Source organism: Type-A symbiont of Plautia stali, assembly GCF_059731155.1.
The window spans coordinates 3,617,501-3,634,645 of sequence record NZ_AP035891.1 but is presented as its reverse complement, the minus strand read 5'-3'; the positions used below and the strand labels follow the sequence as shown (position 1 = coordinate 3,634,645).

13 protein-coding genes and 4 pseudogenes are annotated in these 17,145 nt (G+C 58.1%); 10 read left to right on the top strand and 7 right to left on the bottom strand.

Annotated elements, in window-relative coordinates:
- Nucleotides 1-43: 43 nt before the first annotated feature.
- On the bottom strand, nt 44-427 hold the full coding sequence (locus AC6I8M_RS19405) for a thioesterase family protein (RefSeq protein WP_498013572.1): 384 nt from the start codon (nt 425-427) through the stop codon (nt 44-46).
- Nucleotides 428-590: 163 nt separating this feature from the next.
- Between AC6I8M_RS19405 and pldA the strand changes: the two genes are divergently transcribed.
- The 3 genes from pldA to rhtC are packed head-to-tail and all read left to right on the top strand — an operon-like array spanning nt 591 to nt 3,949.
- Nucleotides 591-1,469 (top strand): phospholipase A, encoded by an 879-nt coding sequence (gene pldA / locus AC6I8M_RS19400; protein WP_010617093.1) that lies wholly within the window; start codon nt 591-593, stop codon nt 1,467-1,469.
- A gap of 20 nt (nt 1,470-1,489) precedes the next feature.
- Nucleotides 1,490-3,313 (top strand): ATP-dependent DNA helicase RecQ, encoded by a 1,824-nt coding sequence (recQ, locus tag AC6I8M_RS19395; RefSeq protein WP_010617094.1) that lies wholly within the window; start codon nt 1,490-1,492, stop codon nt 3,311-3,313.
- 12 nt (nt 3,314-3,325) lie between these two features.
- Nucleotides 3,326-3,949 carry a threonine export protein RhtC gene (gene rhtC / locus AC6I8M_RS19390; protein ID WP_010617095.1) on the top strand — a complete coding sequence of 208 codons (624 nt, stop codon included), beginning with the start codon at nt 3,326-3,328 and terminating at the stop codon, nt 3,947-3,949.
- A gap of 63 nt (nt 3,950-4,012) precedes the next feature.
- On the opposite strand, the gene rhtB is transcribed toward rhtC, so the two are convergent.
- On the bottom strand, nt 4,013-4,663 hold the full coding sequence (gene rhtB, locus AC6I8M_RS19385; protein ID WP_010617096.1) for a homoserine/homoserine lactone efflux protein: 651 nt from the start codon (nt 4,661-4,663) through the stop codon (nt 4,013-4,015).
- A 51-nt stretch (nt 4,664-4,714) separates the two neighbouring features.
- Between rhtB and AC6I8M_RS19380 the strand changes: the two are divergent.
- Nucleotides 4,715-5,146 (top strand): annotated as a pseudogene (locus tag AC6I8M_RS19380) (serine aminopeptidase domain-containing protein); the annotation flags it as partial.
- A gap of 32 nt (nt 5,147-5,178) precedes the next feature.
- The gene (gene yigL / locus AC6I8M_RS19375; protein WP_010617098.1) at nt 5,179-5,979 is read left to right on the top strand and encodes a sugar/pyridoxal phosphate phosphatase YigL; all 801 of its coding nucleotides are present in this window, start codon (nt 5,179-5,181) and stop codon (nt 5,977-5,979) included.
- Between the two features lie 34 nt (nt 5,980-6,013).
- On the opposite strand, the gene AC6I8M_RS19370 is transcribed toward yigL, so the two are convergent.
- Together AC6I8M_RS19370 and AC6I8M_RS19365 are read right to left on the bottom strand one after the other, a co-directional pair.
- The gene (locus AC6I8M_RS19370; protein ID WP_498013837.1) at nt 6,014-6,796 is read right to left on the bottom strand and encodes an MFS transporter; all 783 of its coding nucleotides are present in this window, start codon (nt 6,794-6,796) and stop codon (nt 6,014-6,016) included.
- Between the two features lie 238 nt (nt 6,797-7,034).
- Entirely contained in the window at nt 7,035-7,208 is a 174-nt protein-coding gene (locus AC6I8M_RS19365; protein ID WP_498013571.1) for a hypothetical protein, read from the bottom strand.
- Between the two features lie 81 nt (nt 7,209-7,289).
- Between AC6I8M_RS19365 and AC6I8M_RS19360 the strand changes: the two genes are divergently transcribed.
- Nucleotides 7,290-8,168 carry a carboxylate/amino acid/amine transporter gene (locus AC6I8M_RS19360; RefSeq protein ID WP_010617102.1) on the top strand — a complete coding sequence of 293 codons (879 nt, stop codon included), beginning with the start codon at nt 7,290-7,292 and terminating at the stop codon, nt 8,166-8,168.
- Here AC6I8M_RS19360 and AC6I8M_RS19355 read toward each other — a convergent pair.
- A complete protein-coding gene (locus tag AC6I8M_RS19355) occupies nt 8,165-8,647 on the bottom strand; it encodes a YehS family protein (protein ID WP_010617103.1) in 483 nt (160 codons plus the stop codon). The two genes, AC6I8M_RS19360 and AC6I8M_RS19355, sit on opposite strands and share 4 nt — an antisense overlap.
- A gap of 90 nt (nt 8,648-8,737) precedes the next feature.
- Nucleotides 8,738-9,670, bottom strand: a complete 933-nt coding sequence (gene metR / locus AC6I8M_RS19350) for an HTH-type transcriptional regulator MetR (RefSeq protein WP_010617104.1) — start codon at nt 9,668-9,670, stop codon at nt 8,738-8,740.
- A gap of 226 nt (nt 9,671-9,896) precedes the next feature.
- On the opposite strand from metR, the gene metE reads away from it, so the two are divergent.
- Nucleotides 9,897-12,167, top strand: coding sequence for a 5-methyltetrahydropteroyltriglutamate--homocysteine S-methyltransferase (gene metE, locus AC6I8M_RS19345; RefSeq protein ID WP_022548008.1), 2,271 nt, complete (start codon nt 9,897-9,899; stop codon nt 12,165-12,167).
- 53 nt (nt 12,168-12,220) lie between these two features.
- On the opposite strand, the pseudogene AC6I8M_RS19340 reads toward metE, so the two are convergent.
- Nucleotides 12,221-13,049, bottom strand: a pseudogene (locus AC6I8M_RS19340) (dienelactone hydrolase family protein).
- Nucleotides 13,050-13,349: 300 nt separating this feature from the next.
- Here AC6I8M_RS19340 and udp point away from each other — a divergent pair.
- The 3 genes and pseudogenes from udp (at nt 13,350) to rmuC (ending at nt 17,130) form a co-directional block, all read left to right on the top strand.
- A pseudogene (udp, locus tag AC6I8M_RS19335) lies at nt 13,350-14,112 on the top strand (uridine phosphorylase).
- A 100-nt stretch (nt 14,113-14,212) separates the two neighbouring features.
- A pseudogene (locus AC6I8M_RS19330) lies at nt 14,213-15,484 on the top strand (tetratricopeptide repeat protein).
- Nucleotides 15,485-15,618: 134 nt separating this feature from the next.
- A complete protein-coding gene (gene rmuC / locus AC6I8M_RS19325; RefSeq protein ID WP_010618190.1) occupies nt 15,619-17,130 on the top strand; it encodes a DNA recombination protein RmuC in 1,512 nt (503 codons plus the stop codon).
- Nucleotides 17,131-17,145: the final 15 nt, after the last annotated feature.

The following is a 17,145-nucleotide window of genomic DNA, read 5'->3' as shown; positions in this document are numbered from 1 at the left end:
CATCTATTCCAGAAAAGCGGCGAGTGTGGCAGGCCGCGCGAAGTTAACCAATAAGATAGGTCGCAATCGCGGTGGCGATGTAATCGCCCTGCTGATTGTGCAGCTCGACGCGCATATCAATGGTGCCCATGCGTGACAGGCGCTGACGCAGCTCCTCTTCGCTAATGCTCTGCTGGCGCGACAGCGCATGGCTGACGCACACCAGCCCGGCGGCAACATCCAGCACTGAGGCGATGACGCCACCGTGCAGAATCTGCTGCGCGGCGTTACCCACCAGCATGGTTTTATTGGCAAAGCCGAGTTCGGCGTAATCGGCTTCGAGGCGATCCAGCTCAAGGCCCAGCGCCTGATTAAACGGCATGTGATAGACAAAAATTTCGCTAATCAGCCGGCGCGCTTCCTGCTGTGTCAGCATCGGGGATGACATTTTTCCTGCCTTAAGATGTTAAAGAATTGTGTATATTATGCCGCGTTCGCGCCGCTTTCCAGTTTCAGAAATCCGCGCTAATCAACCACCGGGTTTCGTGTAGAATGGCGTGCTTTTTGAACCGTCGCCCGACGATAACTTTTGCAGCGCTCTGGAGAATTCTATGCGTAAGCAGTACGCCTTGCTGGCCGCGGCATTTATGGTTCCTGCGCTGGCGCAGGCCGATGAAGCCACCGTGAAAGAGGTTCATGACGCACCAGCGGTGAAGGGCAGTATTATCGCTAACCTGCTGGAAAAACACGATAACCCATTCGTGCTTTATCCCTATGAAAATAACTATCTGCTTTACACCTACACCAGCGACATGAATAAAGAGGCGATTTCCTCTTACAACTGGGCAGACAAAGCGAAAAAGGATGAAGTAAAATTTCAGCTCAACCTGGCGTTTCCGCTGTGGCGCGGCATTTTGGGTGACAACTCGGTGCTGGCCGCGTCGTATACTCAGCGCTCCTGGTGGCAGCTGTCGAACCGGGGTGCTTCATCACCGTTTCGTGAAATCAACTATGAGCCGCAGATTTTTCTCGGCTGTGCCACCGACTATTTGCTGGGCGGCTGGACATTACGCGACGTCGAGCTGGGGCTGAATCATCAGTCAAACGGCCGCAGCGAACCAACGTCACGCAGCTGGAACCGCGCTTACGCCCGCTTGATGGCGGAGAACGGCAACTTCCTGGCGGAAATCAAACCCTGGTATCGTCTGCCGGAAAGCGCCAGCAACGACGATAACCCGGACATCACCAAATACATGGGCTACTACCGCGCGAAGCTGGGCTATATGCTCGGCGACAGCATTTTCAGCGTGGAAGGCAACTACAACTGGAATAGCGGCTACGGCGGTGCAACCTTCGCGTGGAGCTATCCGATTACTGAACACGTGCGCTTTTACACGCAGCTGTTCAGCGGTTATGGTGAATCCCTTATTGACTATAACCATCGCCAGACGCGTCTTGGCGTCGGTGTAACGCTTAACGATCCGTTCTAACCAGTCAAAACAGGATTACCGTGGCAACATCGGCAGTGCTTAATCAGGAAATGCTGGCGCAGCAGGTATTACAGGATACCTTCGGCTATCAGCAGTTCCGTCCGGGTCAGCAAACCATCATTGAAACCGCGCTGTCAGGGCGCGACTGCCTGGTGGTGATGCCGACCGGCGGCGGCAAATCGCTGTGCTATCAAATCCCGGCGCTGGTGCGCGAAGGGCTGACGCTGGTGGTTTCGCCGCTGATTTCACTGATGAAAGATCAGGTCGATCAGCTGCTGGCAAACGGCGTGGCGGCGGCGTGCCTCAACTCGACCCAAACGCGTGAGCAGCAGCAGCAGGTGTTTGCGGACTGCCGCAGCGGCAAACTGCGGCTACTGTACATCGCGCCGGAACGTCTGATGATGGATAACTTCCTCGACACCCTGCAGCACTGGAATCCGGTGATGCTGGCCGTCGATGAAGCGCACTGTATTTCGCAGTGGGGCCACGATTTCCGTCCGGAATATGGCGCGCTCGGTCAGCTGCGCCAGCGCATTCTGCAGCTGCCGGTGATGGCGCTGACCGCCACCGCCGATGAAGCCACGCGTAACGACATCGTGCATCTGCTGCAGATGCACGATCCGCTGATTCAGATCAGCAGTTTTGACCGTCCCAACATTCGCTACACGCTGGTGGAGAAGTTCAAGCCTACCGAGCAGCTGCTGCGCTACGTGCAGGATCAGCGCGGCAAAAGCGGCATCATCTACTGTAACAGCCGCGCCAAAGTGGAAGACACCGCTGCGCGTCTGCAGAGTCGCGGCATCAGCGTTGGCGCTTATCATGCCGGCATCGACAGCGAGCAGCGCGCACGCGTGCAGGAAGCCTTTCAGCGTGATGATTTGCAAATCGTGGTAGCGACTGTGGCGTTCGGCATGGGCATCAACAAGCCCAACGTGCGTTTTGTGGTGCACTTCGACATTCCGCGCAATATCGAATCCTATTATCAGGAGACCGGCCGCGCCGGGCGTGATGGCCTGCCGGCGGAAGCGATGATGCTGTACGACCCGGCCGACATGGCGTGGCTGCGTAAGTGTCTGGAAGAGAAAGCGCCAGGGCCGCTGCAGGATATTGAACGCCACAAACTCAACGCCATGGGCGCGTTTGCCGAGGCGCAAACCTGCCGTCGTCTGGTGCTGCTTAACTACTTTGGTGAAGGTCGCCAGCAGCCGTGCGGCAACTGCGATATCTGCCTCGATCCGCCGCGTCGCTATGATGGCTTGGTCGAAGCGCAAAAAGCGCTGTCGGGCATTTATCGTACCGGGCAGCGCTTTGGGATGAGCTATATTGTTGAAGTTTTGCGCGGTTCAACCAACCAGCGCATCCGCGATAACGGCCACGACAAATTGCCGGTGTACGGCCTCGGGCGCGAGCAGAGTCAGGAGCACTGGGTCAGCGTGTTGCGCCAGCTGATCCACCTGGGCATGGTGATGCAAAACATCGCCATGCACTCGGCGCTGCAGCTCACCGAGGCCGCGCGCCCGGTGCTGCGCGCTGAAGTGCCGCTGATGCTGGCGGTACCGCGTACCGTGACGGTGAAAAGCCGCAGCAGCGCGCCAAAAGTCTACGGCGGCAATTACGGTCGCAAGCTGTTCGCTAAGCTGCGTAAGCTGCGTAAAGCCATCGCCGACGAAGAGAATATTCCGCCTTACGTGGTGTTTAACGACGCTACGCTGATTGAAATGGCAGAACAAATGCCGGTCAGCGCTTCAGAGATGCTGAGCGTTAACGGGGTCGGTCATCGCAAACTGGAGCGCTTCGGTAAGCCGTTCCTGCTGATGATCAAAGAACATCTTGATGAAGAATAAGGGAAATAAACCATGCTGATGTTATTTGCCACCGTCGCGATGGTGCATCTGGTTGCGCTGATGAGTCCGGGACCGGACTTCTTTTTTGTCTCACAGACCGCCGCCAGCCGCTCGCGCAAAGAGGCGATAATGGGCGTGCTCGGCATTACGCTGGGGATCGTAATTTGGGCCGGTGTCGCGCTGATGGGCCTGCATCTGATTCTGGAGAAAATGGCGTGGCTGCATGAAATCATCATGGTCGGTGGCGGGCTGTATCTGCTGTGGATGAGCTGGAAGCTGCTGCGCTCGGCGCGTCAGCGTCACAAACAACCTCATACGGAAGCGCCGGTGGTCGAGCTGCCAAAGCGTGGCATGAGCTTCCTCAAAGGGTTTCTCACCAACCTGTCTAACCCGAAAGCCATCATCTACTTCGGCAGTGTGTTTTCACTGTTCGTGGGCAACGATGTGGGCGCGATTGAGCGCTGGGGCCTGTTCCTGCTGATCGTCGGTGAAACCTTCGCCTGGTTTACCCTGGTGGCGGCGATTTTTGCCCTGCCGTGGATGCGCGATAAGTATCAGCAGATGGCGAAGTGGGTGGACGGTATGGCGGGCGTGCTGTTTGCCGGGTTTGGTATTCACCTCATCATCTCCCGATAAGATCCCGATCCGTAGCGGCGCAATTTATTGCGCGTTTTCAACTGGGCGCGATAAATCGTGCCGCTACGATAAGTGCAAATCCTTACGCCATTTTACGTGCGCTGGCAGCAGTGCGCCGACCGCCATAAACAAGCCACCAAACACCCGGTTCAGCAGCTTCATCTGCTTCGGACCTTTGATCCAGCCGGTGATGCGCGTCGCCAGCGTGGCGTAGCCAATCATCACAATGATGTCGACCACGATGGTGGTCACGCCGAGCACCAGATACTGCATCAGCTGCGGCTGGTGCGGCTGGTGCGGCACGATAAACTGCGGGAACAGCGCGGCGAGAAACACAATGCTTTTTGGATTAGTGAGATTAACCAGTAGCACGCGCTGAAACAGGCGACGACGCGGCATCGCTTTGGCCACCGCATTGAGATCGATTCCGCCCGCTGAGCGCCACTGCTGAATGCCAAGCCACACCAGATAGGCCGCGCCCGCCCATTTCAGAACCTCAAACGCCAGCACAGACTGCGAAAACAGCGCGCCCAGACCGGCTCCCACCAGCACGATATGCACGGCGAGACCCAGCTGTAATCCGGTAATTGAGGCTGCCGCACCGCGATAGCCGTGGCTGATGCCGGTGCTCATGGTGTTGATCGCGCCGGAACCGGGCGAGAGGCTGAGGATGGTCGTGGTTAACAGGTAGCTTAACCACCATTCAATGGTCATGGGTGACATTCCCTGAAGAGAGTGAAGTGTAACACAATACGTCAGAAAATCGCGCTGCGCGACGGCTACGCGCTGGGCACCGGACGCTGGCGCGCCAGCCCGTTTGGCATTAACCGGCTGACGCACAGTCGCGAACGTTATCGTCGCAATCTGCTTTTTTATGCCGACGATCCGGCGATTCGCGTCGGCGGCCCCACCTATCACTGGGTGCGGGAAGGGATTCAGGCCGGACGCCATATCTTTAATCAGGTGGCGCACATTACGACACCGATTCTGCTGCTGCAGGCCAGTGAAGACGACGTGGTGGATAACCGCGCGCAGGATCTGTTCTGTGAGGCCATGGCGGCAGCGGGACATGCGGTGGAAGGCACCACGCCTTACATCATTCAGGGCGCGCGTCACGACATCCTGTTTGAAACAGACGCCATGCGCGCCGAAGCGCTTAATGCGGTGGTCGACTTTTATCAGCGCCACCGTGACTAACGTATTCTTAGACATCAATACCAGAGGCTTACATGTACCACATCGTTGCATCCGACCTGGATGGCACGCTGCTTTCTCCGCAACATCGTCTGACGCCGTTTGCCAGCACCACGCTGCAAGAACTGGTCGCGCGCGATGTGCATTTTATCTTTGCCACAGGACGCCACTACATCGACGTCGGTCAGATGCGCGATAAGCTCGGCATTCCGGCGTATATGATCACCTCAAACGGCGCGCGCGTGCACAACGCCGACGGCGAACTGGTGTTCAGCCACAATCTGGACAGCGATATCGCCAGCGAGCTGTATGGCCTGAAGTATCACGATGAGAAAATCCTGACGCACGTTTACCGCGACGATGAGTGGCACATCAGCCGCCATAATCCGCAGGAAGCGGAGTTTTTCCAGGAATCGGTGTTCACCTATCAGGTGTATCAGCCAGGCATGCTGGCGACCGACGGCATCAGCAAAGTATTCTTCACCTGCGACGATCCGGAGCATCTGGTTCCGCTGGAACAGGCGATAGGAGCGCGCTGGGGTGACCGGGTTAACGTCAGTTTCTCGCTGCCCACCTGTCTGGAAGTGATGGCTGGCGGCGTCTCGAAAGGGCACGCGCTGGAAGCGGTCGCGAAACAGCTTGGCTATTCGCTGAAAGAGTGCATCGCGTTTGGCGACGGCATAAATGATGTCGAGATGCTGAGTATAGCGGGCAAAGGCTGCATCATGCGTAACGCCCATCAGCGCCTGAAAGATACCCTGCCGACGCTGGAAGTGATTGGCAGCAACGCCGATGACGCGGTGCCGCAGACGCTGCGCAAATTGTTCCTGGCCTGAATAAAACGGGCCGGTATTCACCGGCCCGCTAAGATTACGCCTGCTGCTGTTTGTGGCGATGTTCGCTGACCATGGTCGGCAGCAGTAACACCACGGCCAGCACCGATCCGACAATCATCACTAAGAAACCGCCGTCCCAGCCGAAGAAATCCACGGTGTAACCGACAATCGCACTGGCCGCCACCGAGCCGCCGAGATAGTCGAACAGACCGGTAAAGCCTGCCGCAGTGCCGGCCGCTTTTTTCGGTGCCAGCTCCAGCGCGTGCAGACCAATCAGCATCACCGGACCGTAGATCAGGAAGCCAATTACGATCATGCAGATCATATCCACGCCCGGATTGCCCGGCGGGTTCAGCCAGTAAACGAGGGTGGCGATGGTCACCAGCGTCATGAAAAATACCCCGGTGGCGCCGTGATTGCCGCGGAATACCTTGTCCGACATCCAGCCGCACAGCTGCGTGCCTGGAATCCCGGCGTATTCGTACAGGAAATAGGTCCACGAGGATTTATCCAGCGTGAAGTGCTTCACCTCTTTCAGATAGGTTGATGACCAGTCGAGGATGCCGTAGCGCAACAGATAAACGAACACGTTGGCCAGCGCGATGTACCACAGCAGCTTGTTAGGCAGCACGTATTGCATGAAAATCTGCTTCGCCGTCAGCTCCTGTTCGTGGTTCTCGCTGTAATCCGGCGGATAGTCATTCTTCCATGCCTCAATCGGCGGCAGCCCGCACGACTGCGGCGTATCGCGCATCAGCGCAAAGTTTTTGCGCACCAGATAGTTGGCGGCGTAGCCAAAGAAAATGCCGAAGAAGATCTGCCAGCGCAGACGACGATAGAGCGGATCGACGCGATCGTCCGCCACCTAGGGCTGGTGTGGTGCAGGTTTAAAAATACTCAACATCAGAATGGCCCTCCAGGGCGCAATAATAGTTATCGATTCCCAGCAGGTTGGGGCAAAAACAAAGTACGACAGCGAACAGAAAGCAATCTTTCCATTTCGCGCACAGAATAGTGATGGTTACGCGCAGTTACTGTGACATATGACATATATGTTACAGTTTTATGACAATAAAGAGCGATATAAACCAGCAAATGTTGGATTTCGCGCATTTGTGCCAGAGAAAGCGGCGCGCTGCCTCATAAAAATCGCCGCCCGTCGGCAAACCCGCCATGCGGACGCGTGCCTGCTGACCGGGCAACGAAGATGCGATCGTGTTTAATTTCATCACATGTCAACCAGATTATCCCGCCAGCGCGCTATAGTTTGTTTACACTAGCGCCAGTGTTGATCTTTAGGATGCATAACCGTGCTGTTGCTGATCGTTACCACCATTCTGTGGGCTTTTTCTTTTAGTTTAATCGGGGAGTACCTGGCGGGGCAGGTGGATACCTGGTTCTCGGTGCTGATGCGTTTAGGCCTAGCGGCGCTGGCCTTTCTGCCGTTTCTGCGCTGGCGCGGTTACCGCGCCTCAACGTTGCTGCTCTATATGCTGGTGGGCATGCTGCAATTAGGCATCATGTATCTGATCAGCTTCGAGGCTTATCTCTATCTCAGCGTGCCGGAATTCCTGCTGTTTACGGTGATGACGCCGCTGTATGTCACACTGATTTATGACCTGCTCAGTAAGCGCCCGCTGCGCATTGGCTACGCCTTCAGTGCGCTGCTGGCGGTGCTCGGTGCGGCCATTATCCGCTACGACAAAGTCAGCGATGATTTCTGGTTCGGACTGCTGCTGGTGCAGGCGGCTAACATCTGCTTTGCGATTGGCATGGTGGGCTATAAGCGCCTGCAGGAAGTCCGCCCGATGCCGCAGCACACCGCATTCTCGTGGTTCTATCTGGGCGCGGTGCTGATCGCGGTCATTGCCTGGTGCATCTGGGGCAATCCGCACAAGCTGCCGACCACCACGCTGCAGTGGGGCGTGCTGGTGTGGCTGGGCTTGGCCGCGTCCGGGCTGGGTTACTTCATGTGGAACTACGGCGCGACCCAGGTCGATGCCGGGACGCTGGGCATTATGAACAACATGCACGTGCCGGCAGGGTTACTGGTGAACCTGGCGATCTGGCAGGAGAAGCCGCACTGGCCGAGCTTTATCGCCGGGGCGATAGTGATTTTTGCGTCCCTGTACGTGCATAAACGCTGGGTACTGGGACACACGGCCAAAAGCGGCAGTTCAGGCGCTTAGCTTTTTTTCGCGGGTGTCGATGGCCGCTGAATCAGCGTTAAGCCTTTCAGGAAGTTACGCAGAATCTGGTCACCGCACTCGCGATAATTTTTATGATCCGGGTTACGGAAAATCGCGCCGATCTCAGCCTGTGACACCTTGACGTTAGCCTTCAATAAGATATCCGAGATATCGGTGGTTTTCAGCGCGAAGGCGATGCGTAACTTCTTGAGAAAGATATTATTGTTCATGCGGCGCTCAACCGACGGGGCCAGCGCGTCTTCGCTTTTGCCGCGACGGTAGAAAATCAGACCGTTGAGGAAGTAACCCATCAGCACATCCGGCAGTTTACGAAACGCCTTATCGTCATCTTTCTTCAGCCACGCCTGCACATCTTCACGCGGCACTTCACTGCCCGCCAGCGCAAAAATCTCCACCACTTTGCTGTCGCTCAAATCCAGCATAAAGCGCACGCTGCGCAGCACATCGTTATTGGTCATGGTGAAACTCTCCGGTAGCGGTTAAGGCGGCGCATTATAGAGCAGGCAGGGCGGGGATAACAGCACGGGCGACATTGGCCGCCCGCGGCATCAGGACGAGACCGGCTGCAATGAACCGGGGCGCGAGGCATCGCGCACGTAAGGCAGGTGCTCGCAGGCGTGCTGACGGGCAAAGCGCATAAAGGCCTCCAGCACCGGCTGGCGCTGCTCGCCGTCGCGCATCGCTGCGTACAAACGGCTCCACAATCCGTCGCCCAGCGTGCGCGTCACCACCAGTCCCTGGTGCTCAAAGCTCTCCACCACCCAGTGCGGCAGCGCGGCAATGCCCATGCCGGCCGACACCATCTGGATCAGCAGCAGCGTATTATCCACGCTCTTCAGCGCCGGGCTGACGCCGGCTGGCTGTAAGAAGTTACGCCACACGTCCAGCCGCTGACGCTGTACCGGATAGATCATCAGCACCTCATCGGCCAAATCTTCCGGCGTGATGTGGGCCAGCTGCGCCAGACGGTGATCCGGCGCCAGCACCAGCCGCACCTCAAAATCAAACATCGGCGCATAGAACAAACCGCTGCGCGGCAGAATATCGGACGTCAGCACCACGTCCAGTTCGCCCTGCTGCAGCGCCGGCTGCGGATCAAAGGTCACGCCGGATTTGAAGTCCATCACCACCTGCGGCCAGCTCTGACGGAAATTGTTCAGGGCCGGCGTCAGCCACTGGATGCAACTGTGGCATTCGATAGCGATGCGCAACGTGGTCTGATGCGGCTCATGACAGGCCTGCAGCGCCTGCTGGATCTGCGGCAGAATCTGCTCCGCCAGCTGCAACAAAATCTCTCCCTGCGGCGTAAAACGGAGCGGCTGGCTCTTACGCACGAACAGCCGAAAGCCCAGCCGCTGTTCCAGGTCGCTGAACTGGTGAGACAACGCCGATTGCGTCTGATGAAGCTGGGCGGCGGCGGCAGCCAGCGAGCCGGTGTGCCGTAACGCCTGCAGCGTCCGCAGGTGTTTGAGTTCGATCATGAGAGTTCTTCACATCGAGTTTGAACAAATTGCGCTTGAGACACATACAGTACCCGCAGATTATAGCGGTGTAAACATCTGGACGGCTAAACATCTCAGGCAGACGCGATGGCCACTTTACCTTTGTCCAGCTAACACGCTCAGCGCACGGCAGGATTGCCCGCTGGATGAACGTAAATCGGTTGCTGCGACTGTCGCACAGCGAACAACTTCTGGAGAATCTCACATGACCATTCTGAACCATACTCTCGGTTTCCCTCGCGTCGGACTGCGCCGCGAACTGAAAAAAGCGCAGGAAAGCTACTGGGCCGGGAACAGCTCACAGGACGAACTGCTGGCGGTGGGTCGTGAACTGCGCGCCCGTCACTGGCAGCAGCAGAAAGACGCCGGTGTTGATCTGCTGCCGGTCGGCGATTTTGCTTGGTACGATCACGTGCTGACCACCAGCCTGCTGCTCGGTAATGTACCGGCAAGGCACCAGAATAAAGACGGTTCGATTGACCTCGACACCCTGTTCCGTATCGGCCGCGGTCGGGCGCCCAGCGGCGAGCCCGCAGCAGCGGCAGAGATGACCAAATGGTTTAACACCAATTATCACTACATCGTGCCGGAATTTACCCAAGGTCAGCAGTTCCGTCTCAGCTGGACGCAACTGCTGGACGAAGTGGATGAAGCGCTGGCGCTCGGCCACACCATCAAACCGGTGCTGCTGGGGCCGGTGACGTATTTGTGGCTGGGTAAGGTGAAAGGTGACGCATTCGACCGCCTGTCGCTGCTGCAGGTCATTCTGCCGGTGTACCGTCAGGTGCTGGCAGAACTGCATCAGCGCGGCATCGAATGGGTGCAGATTGATGAGCCGGCGCTGGCGCTGGAACTGCCGCAGGCGTGGCGCGAGGCGTTTAAACCGGCGTACGACGCGCTACAGGGCGAAGTGAAACTGCTGCTGACCACCTACTTTGACAGCATTGGTCAGAATCTTGATGTCATTAAAACGCTGCCGGTGCAGGGCCTGCATGTGGACCTGGTGCACGGCAAAGACGATCTCCAGCAGCTCAACCAGCAGATCCCGGCGGACTGGCTGCTGTCGCTGGGGGTGATCAATGGCCGTAACGTCTGGCGCGCCGATCTCACCCGCTGGTTTGAGCGCCTGCAACCGCTGCTCGGCCAGCGTCAGCAGCTGTGGATCGGTTCCTCCTGTTCGCTGCTGCACAGCCCCATTGACCTGAGCGTGGAAACCCGCCTCGACGACGAGGTAAAAAGCTGGTTCGCCTTTGCCTTACAGAAGTGTACGGAGCTGTCGCTGCTGAGTCAGGCGCTGAACCAGCAAGATGCCGCTGCGCTGCACGCCTGGAGCGCGCCGATTCGCGCCCGGGCAAACTCTGCTCGCGTGCACAATCCCGCCGTGGCGCAGCGTCTGGCGCAAATCCAGGCCAGAGACACCGAGCGCAACAGCAACTACACCACGCGTGCTCAGGCGCAGCGTCAGCGCTTTAACCTGCCGGCGTGGCCTACCACCACCATCGGTTCTTTCCCGCAGACTACCGAGATTCGCGGCCTGCGCCTTGACTTCAAAAAAGGCAACATTGACGGCGGCCACTACCGCACCGGTATCGCGGAACACATCCGGCAGGCGATTGCGGAGCAGGAGCGCCTGGGGCTCGACGTGCTGGTGCATGGCGAAGCCGAGCGTAACGACATGGTGGAGTACTTCGGCGAAAACCTCGACGGCTTTGTTTTCACGCAGAACGGCTGGGTACAGAGCTACGGCTCGCGCTGTGTTAAGCCGCCGGTGATCATCGGGGACGTCAGCCGCCCGCAGCCCATCACCGTCGAGTGGGCAAAGTATGCGCAGTCGCTGACCGACAAACCGGTGAAGGGCATGCTGACCGGACCGGTCACCATTCTGTGCTGGTCGTTTCCGCGGGAGGACGTGACGCGCGAAACCATCGCAAAACAGATTGCGCTGGCGCTGCGCGACGAAGTGCAGGACCTGGAAAAAGCCGGTATCGGCATCATTCAGATTGACGAACCGGCGCTGCGTGAAGGCTTGCCGCTGCATCAGTCTGACTGGGCAGCCTACCTGCGCTGGGCGGTGGACGCGTTCCGCCTCAACGCTGCGGTGGCGCAGGACGAGACGCAGATTCACACCCACATGTGTTATTGCGAGTTCAACGACATCATGGATTCGATTGCCGCGCTGGATGCCGACGTGATCACTATCGAAACCTCACGTTCTGATATGGATCTGCTGGATGCGTTCAAAGCGTTCGAATATCCCAATGAAATCGGGCCGGGCGTGTATGACATCCACTCACCAAACGTACCGAGCGTGGAGTGGATGGAAGATCTGCTGCGCAAAGCGGCGCAGAGTATTCCGCAGCAGCGCCTGTGGGTGAACCCGGACTGTGGCCTGAAAACGCGCGGCTGGAGTGAAACGCGTCAAGCGCTGGCCAACATGGTGAAAGCGGCGCAAAAGCTGCGCGCCGAAACGGTTTGATGGCAGGTTAATACGTTGTGTTGTTGAGTTGGGGCGCGCTGGCGCCCCTTTTTTTATTCCGCGTTCGGCGCGACGCCATACTGCTTAAACCACGCCAGCATGCGCTGCCAGCCATCCTGTGCGGAATCGGCATGGTAGCTCGGACGATAGTCGGCGTTGAAGGCGTGGCCAGCTTCCGGATACACCACAATCTCGGCTTTGGCATTGGCCGCGTGCAGGGCCTGGCGCATCTTATCGATGCTTTCCAGTGGAATGCTTTCATCCTGGCCTAGCACCGGTGCATTCAAATCTACTGCAATATCAATAGGATGTTTCTGCTGATTCAGCGTTTTCTCGCCCTCTAGGCGACCGTACCAGGCGGCGGCGGCGCGCACCTGCGGATTATGGGCGGCAAACAGCCAGCTGATGCGACCGCCCCAGCAGAAACCGGTGATCGCCAGACGACGGATATCGCCGCCGTGGCGCGCCGCCCAGTTGGCCACGTGATCGAGATCCGAAAGTACCTGCGAATCCGGCACTTTGCTCACCAGCTCTTTAAACAGGGTGGGGATGTCGTTGTAATCGTTGGGATCGCCTTCGCGGAAATAGAGCTCCGGCGCCACGGCGAGATAGCACTTCCAGTGCCAGACGGCGGCACAGATCGCGGATGTGTTCGTGCACGCCGAAAATTTCCTGCACCACCAGCACGACCGGCAGCGTGCCGTTAAACTGTTGCGGACGAGCATAGTAAGCCGGCAGGTTCTCACCCTGGCTCGGCACGGACGTCTCGCCCGCGTGAATGGCCTCGCTGGCGGTAATGATGGTACTGGCTGCGGTGGGCTGCACCGCTGGCGCAAAGCCGTCGGTGGCGGATTTTTGTGCCATATTGTCTTCGGTTTTCATATTTCTCTCCGTGCTAGCAAGTGCGCAATCACGTAACTATAGCCTAGCCTCACGGCAAGACTGACGTAGGGTACGGGGGATGGTTAACCTAGTCTGTTTCTCAATTAACACTGCCTTTTACGGTTACACAGCACCGCTTGTAGCAATTCAGCGCAGCAGACCGCTAATATGTAATTAGAGTCACACAATATTTTTAGTTCAATGTAACTTTCATTCTTGATGGTGAATTTAGTCACATATTTATCCGGGCCGCTGACGTAAAGTGGCGCGCTTATTCCCCTTATCTTCCAAGAGTCTGATATGGCCCAGTCTGACGTTTTCCACCTTGGCATCACTAAAGCCGATTTGAAAGGAGCCACGCTGGCGATTGTTCCTGGCGATCCGGAGCGCGTGAAGAAAATCGCGGCGCTGATGGAGAATCCACAGCACCTGGCGTCGCACCGTGAATTCACCACCTGGCTGGCGGAGATCGACGGCAAACCGGTGGTCGTCTGTTCTACCGGTATTGGCGGTCCGTCCACCTCTATCGCCGTTGAAGAGCTGGCGCAGCTGGGCGTGCGTACCTTCCTGCGCGTTGGTACCACCGGCGCGATTCAGCCACACATCAACATGGGCGATGTGCTGGTGACCACCGCCTCGGTCCGTCTGGACGGTGCCAGCCTGCACTTTGCGCCGGTGGAATACCCGGCGGTGGCTGACTTCGCCTGCACCACCGCGCTGGTGGCCGCGGCACAAGCCTGCGGTGCGACCACGCATATTGGTGTCACCGCCTCGTCAGACACCTTTTATCCTGGCCAGGAGCGCTACGACACCTTCTCCGGACGCGTGGTGAGCCGCTTCCGGGGCTCGATGAAAGAGTGGCAGCAAATGGGCGTGCTTAACTATGAGATGGAATCCGCTACACATGTTAACCATGTGCGCCAGTCAGGGACTGCGTGCCGGCATGGTGGCTGGCGTCATCGTGAATCGCACGCAAAAAGAGATCCCGGATGCGGCCACCATGAAGCAGACAGAAAGCGATGCGGTGAAAATTGTGGTGGATGCCGCGTGTCGCTTACTTTAGCGCGCCAGTCAGGGAATGATTTCGAGACTAGGCTTATAGGGAGCTCAGCAATTGCCTGATTAGAATGCGCGCAATTTCAGCCGATTCTGAGAAATTTCCTATGCGCAAAACGATCTCTGTCCCACGTCCGGGTTTTACCAGCCGCCCTGCTGCAATGCAGGCCCGCGTTGAGAGTGCCGCCGCGCGGTTTCATCAGGCAATGGCCGCGTCAGATTATCCTCTGGCGCGCCAGTGCTGCGAAGAAGTACTGCGCGTCATGCCCAACCAGATGCAGGTGCTCAGCGACTACGCGCTGACGCTGATGCGGGTCGGCGAACATAAAAAATCCTACAAGATTTATCAGAAAATCTATCAGGCACCGGCGGCGCAGCGCGCGCAGGCGTCGGAAACCTGGCTGGATGGCCTGACGGAAGTGTGTGGCTGGCTGGATAAGAAAGATGAAGTGACGCGTTATGGCCTGGAATCGCTCACCCAATCCGACATGCGTTTCAGTCAGGGCGCGAAAGCGACATTTCCCGCACCGGCGCCTGCGCCGATTAACCGCAGCAATCCGGCAGAAAATATCATTTCCTTCAGCCTGTACGGCGGTCAGCCGCGCTACTGCGAAACCCTGATTAAAAACGTTGAAGTCGCGCGCGAACTCTATCCGGACTGGATGTGCCGCATCTATCTCGACGATAGCGTGCCGCAGCACGTGTGGCAGCGCCTGACCCAGCTAAACACCCAACTGGTGGATATGTCGCAGGAGAAAACCATTTTCCCTACGCTGTGGCGCTTTCTGGTGATGGACGATGCCAGCGTAAAACGCTACATCGTGCGGGATGCGGATTCGCTGCTGTCAGATCGCGAAGTGGCGGCCGTCGACGCCTGACTGGCTTCGCCATTCTGGTTCCACCACATGCGCGATTATTACTCGCACACCGAGCTGTTACTGGCCGGCATGTGGGGCGGCTGTCACGGCGTGTTTCACAACGTGGAGCAGCAGATGCGTGACTTTATCGCGCAGTATGACGGCAGCGAGCGCTTTACCGACCAGTACTTTCTCAAGGTGGCGCTGTGGCCAACGGTGCGCGACAGCATCCTCAATCACGACGATATCTTTCACTTCCACCACGCGCAGCCGTGGCCGGCGCATGCGCCGATTCGCTGGCAGACCGACAGCTTCCACGTCGGCAGCAACGCCGGTTTCGCCAGCATGGCCGGCAAAGTGGCCAACGCCGAAAATGGCCAGCAGCAGGTTGAGCTGACCTACGGCGGCAACAGCTGGTGCTATCCGGCGAAGGTGAAAAGCGACAGCGAATGGGTGCTGCCGATGCCGTTTTTCCTGATTGACGCCTGGAAAGCCGGCGACCTGACCGTGCGCGCCCTGTAGTGCCTTGCTGACGGCGCCCGCCGCGCTGTCACCGATAGTGCCCGTGAGAAAATCCGCGGGCCGCCATGATTATTCTGGACATTCATACAGTAGCGCTCTACCTTCTCCTCAGCGAGACGATCCGCGGGGGGATTATGGATCAGCAACTTATCATCAGCGGCGCGCTGGCGCTGGCCGGTTTAGGCATTGGCTGGATTATCGCTCAGCTGCGCGCCGGCCATCAGCACGCCAGCTTCACCACCGAACGCCGCCTGCTGGAACAGGCGCAGCAGCGTCAGCAGCAGCAGCTGGAACAGCTGCAACAGCAACTGCAGCAGCGCGAACAGGAGCTGCGCCAGCTACACGGCACGCTAAGCGGCGCGCAGGAGCGCCTGCAGCAGCTGGATTACTGGCGGGCCGAGAATGAACAGCTCAGCCGCGAGCTGCGTAATCAGCTGGAAGTTAACAGCGTGCAGGAAGCCGAACTGCGTGAAGTCACCATTCGATTAGAAGAGACGCGTTTCGCCGCTGAGGAGAAACAGCGTCTGCTGACCAACAGCGAACAGCGCCTGAGTGCGCAGTTTGAAAACCTCGCCAACCGAATCTTTGAAAACAGCGGAAAACGCGTCGACGAGCAGAACCGGCAGAGCCTCAACAGCCTGATCGGCCCGCTGCGCGAACAGCTGGACGGCTTCCGCCGCCAGGTCAATGATAGCTTCGGCCAGGAAGCACGAGAACGCTACACGCTGGCGCACGAGATTCGCCAGTTGCAGCAGCTCAACGCACAGATGGCGCAGGAAGCGATCAACCTCACCAAAGCGCTGAAGGGCGACAATAAAATTCAGGGCAACTGGGGCGAAGTGGTGCTCAGTCGGGTGCTGGAGGCCTCGGGCCTGCGCGAAGGCTACGAGTACCAGACCCAGGTCAGCGTGCAGCTGGAGCAGCAGGGCCGTATGCAACCGGATGTGATTGTGCGTCTGCCGCAGGGTAAAGATGTAGTGATTGACGCCAAAATGACGCTGATTGCCTATGAGCGCTACTTCAACGCCGAGGACAAACTGACGCGCGAACAGGCGATTCAGGAGCACATCAACGCGGTGCGCGGGCATATCCGGCTGCTGGGGCGTAAAGATTATCAACAATTGCCCGGTTTACGCTCGCTGGATTATGTGCTGATGTTTATTCCGGTCGAACCGGCGTTTCTGCTGGCGATCGACCGACAGCCGGAGCTGATCAGCGAAGCGCTGCAGCAAAACATTATGCTGGTCAGCCCGACCACGCTGCTGGTGGCGCTGCGCACCATCAATAATCTGTGGCGCTATGAGCATCAGAGCCGTAATGCCCAGCGCATCGCCGACCGCGCTGCGCGGTTGTACGACAAGATGCGGCTGTTTGTCGATGACATGAGCGGCATCGGGCATAGCCTCGACAAAGCGCAGCAGAGTTATCAGCTGGCGATGAAAAAGCTGGCGCAGGGGCGCGGCAACCTGATCGCCCAGAGTGAGTCGTTTCGTGCGCTCGGCGTGGAGATCAAACGCCCCATCAACCCGCAGCTGGCAGAGCAGCCGCAGCCCGACGCGGCGGATGATACATGGGCCGATGACAGAGAGCCCGCTGAAAATGAGGCAGATTCTTCCGCCGCTTCCCTGCGCCGCATCAACGAATAACACGCCGGTGGCGTG